Origin of the sequence: Aliidiomarina quisquiliarum, from assembly GCF_023922585.1 — a bacterium.
GTDB classification, from domain to species: Bacteria; Pseudomonadota; Gammaproteobacteria; order Enterobacterales; family Alteromonadaceae; genus Aliidiomarina; species Aliidiomarina quisquiliarum.
Genome location: NZ_JAMFTN010000052.1, coordinates 109,621 through 116,915, shown reverse-complemented (window position 1 = coordinate 116,915; position 7,295 = coordinate 109,621). Strand labels below are relative to the sequence as shown.

Here is a 7,295-nt window from a genome sequence, read left to right as displayed (position 1 = left end):
TTCAGCTTCTTTCAAAATCGCCACAATTTGGCTTTCAGTCTTTCGTTTGCTCATCGTCAAACTCCTTTCGTTTAGCTTAAAAGAAATTCTACGAGTAATCTGTATTATTTTACGGGGTAGTTACACAAGGTAGCGCGTGGCCATCAACCTCAGGTAAAGGTAGCCAATACAGGTTTGGCCATTGCTCGGGGCTTTGCCATTTTTCTACGATCACTTGTGCGCCAATGCTATTCAGCCATTGGTGAATCGGGCAGCTAGGGTGCGCTTGTTTAACGCGTGGTAACTGGTAGGTCAGCCAGCGGGTTAAACGTTCGGCCGCATTATCGCATGCCGAAACAGCTGCTTCATGTACATCAAGGTATCGTTGGCAATGGTAGGGCGGTTACTTTCTCGAATGCGCTCTAGCACCTCCCGCACGTCACGTGCAGTCACCTCAGCAATACACTTAATGCCAATGACTGGGCTTATGTCTTTGGTGTAAACCCGATACGGAATCTTGGGATGCTGAAGTCGTCGACTAAGATCGGTTCGATACCAGTCATGGAACAGTTGATCCACGGTTTCAATGTCAGGTAACTCGATTTTCTGTTTTTCCAGAAGAGGATCTATGCCGTCACGTACTTCCTTTCGAAAGTATGCGGCGGCAATTCTGGCGTCTGCCAACGATATTAAAGGAAATTGCCCCAAGGTTGCTTCTCGTCTTCCTTTGGCTGTGGTGTAGCGGATCATCCAGTAAGGCGAGCCTTGTTTGCGGGCGCAAAAGTATAGCCCTTCACCGTCTGAGTATTTTTTGGTTCGGCTTTGCTGTATGCAATAACCTGTTTTGCTGTGAGTTTTCCCATGTTTACTCCATAATTGCTGAAATAATGGAGGGGCAATAATGGCTGCCCACCACCATTCTTCCCACCACTAAACAGGCAGTTGGTAACGGACATCTGCAAACCGATTTGGACGGGAAAAATAAAAAAGCCCTGTATTTACAAGCAAATAACAGGGCTTCTAAGACATTCTTGGACGGGTAAAAAAACTATTCGATGTTTTGAATCTGCTCGCGCATTTGCTCAATCAGCACTTTAATTTCTACGGCGCTGGCGGTGATGTCGGCGTGGATGGACTTGGAGCCGAGGGTGTTGGCTTCGCGGTTGAACTCTTGCATCATGAAATCGAGGCGTCGGCCGCAGGCGCCGCCTTTGTTCAGGGCGTTGCGGGTTTCTTTTATGTGGCTGTCGAGGCGGTCGAGCTCTTCGGCTACGTCTACCTTTTGCGCCAGCATCACCATTTCTTGTTCCACGCGTTCGGCGTCGAGTTCTATTTTGGCTTCTTCAAATTTGCTCAGTAAACGGTCGCGCTGCCACTGAATAATTTCGGGCATGCGTTGGCGTACCTTGGCGGCTTGTTGGCTGATGCTTTCTAGGCGGTCTTCTATGAGCTTTTGCATGTTGCTGCCTTCGGCGCCGCGGTGTTCTAAAAAGCTGCTCATGGCCTTGTCGAAGCCCGCCAGCAATTCCGCTTGTAGGGCATCCATGTCGGCTTCTTGGCTGGTTAATACGCCTGGCCAGCGTAGCACTTCAAGTGGGTCGATAGAGGCTTTCGCGCCTTGGCTTTGTAGCCATTCCGCGCCACGAATAACCGCTCGGGCAAGTTCTTCGTTCACGTTTAATTCCGTGTTGCTTTCATTGCCGGCGCTAAAGCGTAAGCTACATTCAACCTTGCCCCGCTGCAGTTGCTTGCGTAGGCGGTCGCGTAGTGGTATTTCCAAAGCACGAAACTGTTCAGGTAAGCGGAAGTGGGTTTCTAAATAGCGTTGGTTTACCGAGCGTAATTCCCAAACGGCTGTGCCCCATTCACCTTTTACTTCTTCACGCGCGTACGCTGTCATGCTGTGGATCATATTGGTTACCTTAAATTTATTTGAATGCCGACGTAAGCGTGCAACATCCTTATATTGTCGCAGTATACCATTATCATTTCTTCAGGTGCATTTGCTTTCAGCCCAAAGCTGCTATAGATAGGTATGGCAAGGAGAAATATATGGCACTTCGATTTCGGCGCCGGGTTACCCTATTTCCTGGTGTGCGGTTAAATATAGGTAAAACAGGTGTGAGTGTTTCGGGGGGTATTCGGGGCGCTAGCGTTACTGTTGGTAAACACGGTGTGCATGGCAACGTGGGGGCGCCAGGAACGGGGCTTTCTTATCGTACTAGGCTGGATAACAAGGCTGGTAAAGCCTCACCTACTGGGGCTAGCCATGCTAGTGGCTTTCAACAAAGCTTTACTCTTACCCTGGGCGACCGTGGCGAGCTACTTATTCACGACGCCGGCGGCATAGCTGCTAGCCCAGCTGTTAAGCGCACCTTATGGCAACACCATAGCGATGAAATTTCTGCTTTTTTAACCGCTGAATGTGCGCGCATTAATAATGATGCCGACGCCTTGCAAAACATTCATACAGACACACCTCCCCTTTCTGGTGCGCCACCGAAGCACATTTACCAGCCGTTTGAACTAACAGAGCCCATTCGGCCGACCCTGCCTAGCCTACCCATTGAGCCCGTACCACCAAAGAAATACTTTTGGCATCGGCTTTTGCCTGTTGTTAGTGCCAAGCAAGACCAAAAACACCATTTGAAACATCAAGCTTGGCAGCAAAACTTTAACCAAACCAAGCAAGTGCGCCGGCAATTACAACATACTTTCGAACAAGCCCTTGCTCACTGGCAGCGCCAAGAAAAAAGCCACCGCCAGCAGCAACATGCGGCCACAGAAACCTTTGCTTATAAGCTTAACCACGACACGGAATTTATGGCCGACCTATTAGAAAGTAAGCTGGCCACGCTTAATTGGCCCCGCGACACCCATGTTAGTTTTGAAATTCAAACCGGTGTAAATGGCTTCGAGGTACTGCTTGATGTGGACTTACCCACCAGCGAAGAGTTTCCTAACCGTAGCGCCCGTTTTAGTAAGAATGGCAGGCGATTACTAATTAAAACCAAAAGCGCCACTCAACAGCGTATGGAATACGCCCGCCATGTACATGGTGTGGTTTTAAAACTTGCGGGCGTTACCTGGGTAACGTTGCCAAGTGTGCAACACCTTACGGTTTTGGCTTACACCCAGCGCCTAAACAGTGCCACTGGCCATATTGATGATGAGTATTTGCTGTCGGTGCGTATTCAGCGTGAACAATGGCAGCAATTAAATTTAACTGCGCCAGAAAAAATAGACCCTATTGCTGCACTCACTATTTTTGAGTTAACCCGCAATATGACTAAAACAGGAATATTCAAAAAAATATCAGTTTGAAACCGACCTTAAGTGCATAAATATACTTCTTAATAAATAGCTTGATTCATATCAAATTCATTTGGGAAAGCAGTTCTTTAAATATTAGATACTGCTAAACTAAAATGGTACCTACGGTGTCATAGGTGCAAACCGATAATGGAGTATAAGTTGATATGAAAAAAGCCACGCAAATAGCAATATTTAGTTGCGCTGTGTTACTGGTGGGGGCGGTTGCTGTAGCCAAGTCGGTGCCTTATTGGTTTGCACCACTCATGGACAACCCGCCACAAGTAGACATTACCGACCCTGAGCTTATTGCTAAAGGGCAATATTATGCTCGTGTTGCCGACTGTGTGGCGTGCCATACGGCGCCAGGTGGTAAAGCTTTTGCCGGCGGCCTAGGTATGCAAACTCCGCTAGGTGCAATTTATTCAACCAATATTACTCCCGACCCGGAAACCGGTATTGGCAACTATTCTTACGCCGACTTTGAACGCGCGGTTCGTCGTGGTATTCGCCCAGATAACGTGGCTTTGTATCCGGCTATGCCGTTTGTTTCGTACATGATAGCCAAAGACGACGAAATAGAAGCTATGTATGCCTATTTCATGTCGGCTGTTCTACCAGTAAAACAAGATAACCAAGTAGCAACCATTCCATGGCCAGCAAACATGCGTTGGCCCTTAGCATGGTGGCAACTTATTTTCGCTCAACCCCGTGAATTTGAAGAAAACCCAAGCTTAACCGCGCAGCAAAACCACGGTGCCTACTTAGTAGAAGGTTTGGCCCACTGTGGCGCATGCCACACGCCACGGGGTATTGGCTTCCAAGAAAAGTCGTTAAGCAATAATGATTCTGAACAGTTTCTTGCCGGCTCTGTACTTGAAGGCTGGTACGCCAAAAGCTTGCGCAATGAAGGTGTTGGCTTAGCTATTTGGAGCGAAGAAGAGTTAGTTGAATTCCTGCGCACAGGCCGTACTCACCACACCGCAGCCTTTGGTAGCATGTCGGAAGTGGTTGAAAAAAGCACTCAGTACTTTACCGACACCGACCTTCACGCTATTGCCAGCTATTTAATGAGCTTGCCGCCACGCAAAGGCTACGCGGCTAACTGGCAGCCAACCGAAGACACCACCACGGCAAAGCTTCGTAGTGGTAATATTACTGAGCCCGGTGAAATTATTTATGTGCAAGAATGTGCTGCTTGCCACCGCATGGACGGTAAAGGCGCACCTCGGGTATTCCCTGCCCTTGCAGGTAACTCGATAGTGTTTGCTGAAGATCCAAGCTCGCTTATTCAGGTAACCATGGCTGGCGGTAAAATGGCCGACACCAAGCACGACATGATGGCCTTTACTATGCCGGGCTTTTATCACTTAAGTAACCAAGACCTAGCCGACGTACTGAACTTTATTCGGAACGGCTGGGGCAACCACGGTAGCGAAATTTCTACTCGCGACATAGCGCGTATGCGCCGCGTGGTTGACCATGCGCCAACACATTATGTACCACATGAAAATGTGAATGTACCTCAATTTAGTTCGATAGTAGGGGGAGCAAGCCATGAATAAGCCTATAATAGCTGTTGCCGCCATTGCTGTTATTGCAGTAGCCGGCTGGACCTGGAATGAAAGCAGGTATTACGACGCCCCTGAACGACCAGCACTAAACGTGGTTGATATTGACGGCAACATAGTAGGCGAGTACCGCGCGCCCTTAGCCCGCGACATGTTAGCCGAAGAGAACGCCGAGTCGATTATTCTAGGTATGCGTTTACTGAACGAAACCGCACGCTTGCTACCCGACAACGTTGGCGATGGGTTGAACTGTAATAGCTGCCACATGGCGCAAGGAAAACGCCCGCTTGGTGCGCCTTATATAAACACCATTAACGACTACCCGAAGTTTATGCCCCGCGCACAAGATGTTCTAAACATTCAAGAACGTATTAATGGTTGTTTTCGCCGCTCTATGAACGGTGTGCCACTCGACGAGTCGTCGGTAGAAATGCAGGCTATGGTTGACTACATGGACTGGCTACGTGGCGATGTGGAAAAAGGTAACCGAGTGAGTATTCAAAACATGGAGTACTTCAAAGTTGGGCAGTTTACGCCTGATCCTGTGCGCGGCGAGCAAATTTATGTACAACAATGTGCTTCGTGCCATGGTGGCAACGGCGAAGGTATGAAAGACCAGTTTGGCGACTTTATTTTCCCACCACTGTGGGGCGACGAGTCGTTTAACTTAGGTGCCGGTATGGCGCGAATTTCTCGGGCGGCTCCCTTCGTGCTGCATAATATGCCGCTAGGCGTAAGCCTTGACGCGCCCCTTGGCCAAATTACCCTAAGCAAACAAGACGCGGTAGACGTGTCGGCTTATTTTACGGTGAAGCCACGCCCCGACTTCCCAGATAAAATACACGACTGGCCGGGTGTTCCTAAGCCACCTGATTTCCGCGCCCATTAATCCAGAGGAACGCCGGGCTAAGCCTGGCGTTCTTATTTCTGCCGTGGCGATTTTTCTCAAAAAAACCTATAATGGCGGCGAAAATTACAGCCACTCTTAAATGAACTTAATGTTCGAGGTATTTTTATATGCGCCCAAGCGGTCGTACCAATCAGCAAATTCGCCCTGTTACTATTACCCGCAACTACACCTGCCATGCAGAAGGCAGTGTACTTATTGAATTCGGCGACACCAAAGTACTTTGTACCGCGTCGGTTACCCCTGGCGTTCCACGCTTCATGAAAGGCAAAGGCCAAGGCTGGATTACCGCTGAATACGGCATGCTACCTCGCGCAACTCATACCCGTTCAGATCGCGAAGCGGCCCGTGGCAAACAAGGCGGCCGCACCATGGAAATTCAACGTTTAATTGGCCGTTCACTACGTGCTGCGGTTGATATGTCGGCCTTGGGTGAAAACACCATTGTAGTCGACTGTGACGTAATTCAAGCCGACGGTGGTACCCGTACCGCAGCTATTACCGGTGCCTGTGTAGCTTTGGTTGATGCTTTAAACTACATGCGCAAAAACGGCATGGTAAAAGTGAACCCGCTAAAGTTCATGGTGGCTGCTGTTTCTGTGGGTATTTATAAAGGCGAGCCTGTTGCCGACTTAGACTACCCAGAAGACTTCGCCGCCGACACCGACATGAACGTTGTCATGACCGACACCGGCAAAATTATTGAAATTCAAGGCACCGCAGAAGAAGAGCCTTTTAGCTTTGAAGAAATGGCAGCCATGGCTGAACTTGCTAAACACGCCATTCGTGAACTAAACGACCACCAACAGGAAGCATTAAACACATGAAACCCTATCAACGTGAGTTTATTGAATTTGCCGTAAGCAAAGGCGTATTGAAGTTTGGTGAATTTACGCTGAAAAGTGGCCGCATTAGCCCGTATTTTTTTAATGCAGGCTTGTTTAATACCGGTGCCGACTTAGCCAAGCTTGGCCGTTACTATGCTGCTGCTTTAGCCGATTCTGGTATTGCCTTCGATGTACTGTTTGGCCCTGCCTATAAAGGCATTCCTATTGCCACCGCAGCCGCTATTAGCTTGTTTGAACACCATGGCCAAGACGTGCCTTACTGCTTTAACCGCAAAGAAAAAAAAGAACACGGTGAAGGCGGTAACTTGGTCGGCAGCGAGCTTAAAGGCCGTATTATGTTGGTTGACGACGTAATTACCGCAGGTACCGCTATTCGCGAGTCGATGGACATAGTTGAAGCCAACGGCGCTAGCTTAGCGGGTGTGCTTATTGCACTTGATAGGCAAGAAAAAGGCAACGGCGAACTTAGCGCTATTCAAGAAGTTGAACGCGACTACAACGCCTCAGTTATTGCTATTATTACCCTAGCAGACTTAATTGCATACCTTGCTGAACAGCCTGGCCAAGAAGCCATGCTAGAACAAGTACGTAACTACCGAGCTACCTACGGTATCTAATCTTTCATCATTACCAATGTTAGCGCCGCGATTGCTGCGCTAACATTATAATTACACCTTT

The 7,295-nt window shown here is 48.7% G+C and carries 7 protein-coding genes; 5 read left to right on the top strand and 2 right to left on the bottom strand.

The features are described from left to right. Nucleotides 1–303: 303 nt before the first annotated feature. Together M1L23_RS14125 and M1L23_RS14120 are read right to left on the bottom strand one after the other, a co-directional pair. Entirely contained in the window at nucleotides 304–810 is a 507-nt protein-coding gene (locus tag M1L23_RS14125; RefSeq protein WP_476726596.1) for an Arm DNA-binding domain-containing protein, read from the bottom strand. A 217-nt stretch (nucleotides 811–1,027) separates the two neighbouring features. Then, the gene (locus M1L23_RS14120; RefSeq protein ID WP_252628080.1) at nucleotides 1,028–1,891 is read right to left on the bottom strand and encodes a YicC/YloC family endoribonuclease; all 864 of its coding nucleotides are present in this window, start codon (nucleotides 1,889–1,891) and stop codon (nucleotides 1,028–1,030) included. Nucleotides 1,892–2,031: 140 nt separating this feature from the next. Here M1L23_RS14120 and M1L23_RS14115 point away from each other — a divergent pair, with 140 nt between their 5' ends. The 5 genes from M1L23_RS14115 (at nucleotide 2,032) to pyrE (ending at nucleotide 7,234) form a co-directional block, all read left to right on the top strand. Continuing rightward, nucleotides 2,032–3,303 carry a DUF4236 domain-containing protein gene (locus M1L23_RS14115; RefSeq protein WP_252628079.1) on the top strand — a complete coding sequence of 424 codons (1,272 nt, stop codon included), beginning with the start codon at nucleotides 2,032–2,034 and terminating at the stop codon, nucleotides 3,301–3,303. 155 nt (nucleotides 3,304–3,458) lie between these two features. Next, complete coding sequence (locus M1L23_RS14110; RefSeq protein WP_252628078.1) at nucleotides 3,459–4,856, top strand: cytochrome c; 1,398 nt, start codon at nucleotides 3,459–3,461, stop codon at nucleotides 4,854–4,856. Next, on the top strand, nucleotides 4,849–5,751 hold the full coding sequence (locus tag M1L23_RS14105) for a c-type cytochrome (protein ID WP_252628077.1): 903 nt from the start codon (nucleotides 4,849–4,851) through the stop codon (nucleotides 5,749–5,751). The genes M1L23_RS14110 and M1L23_RS14105 overlap by 8 nt, the downstream gene beginning before the upstream one ends. 128 nt (nucleotides 5,752–5,879) lie before the next feature. Next, nucleotides 5,880–6,596: a ribonuclease PH gene (gene rph, locus M1L23_RS14100; RefSeq protein ID WP_252628076.1), complete on the top strand. Its 717-nt coding sequence runs from the start codon at nucleotides 5,880–5,882 to the stop codon at nucleotides 6,594–6,596. Next, nucleotides 6,593–7,234 carry an orotate phosphoribosyltransferase gene (gene pyrE / locus M1L23_RS14095; RefSeq protein WP_252628075.1) on the top strand — a complete coding sequence of 214 codons (642 nt, stop codon included), beginning with the start codon at nucleotides 6,593–6,595 and terminating at the stop codon, nucleotides 7,232–7,234. Before rph ends, pyrE begins: the two co-directional genes overlap by 4 nt. Nucleotides 7,235–7,295: the final 61 nt, after the last annotated feature.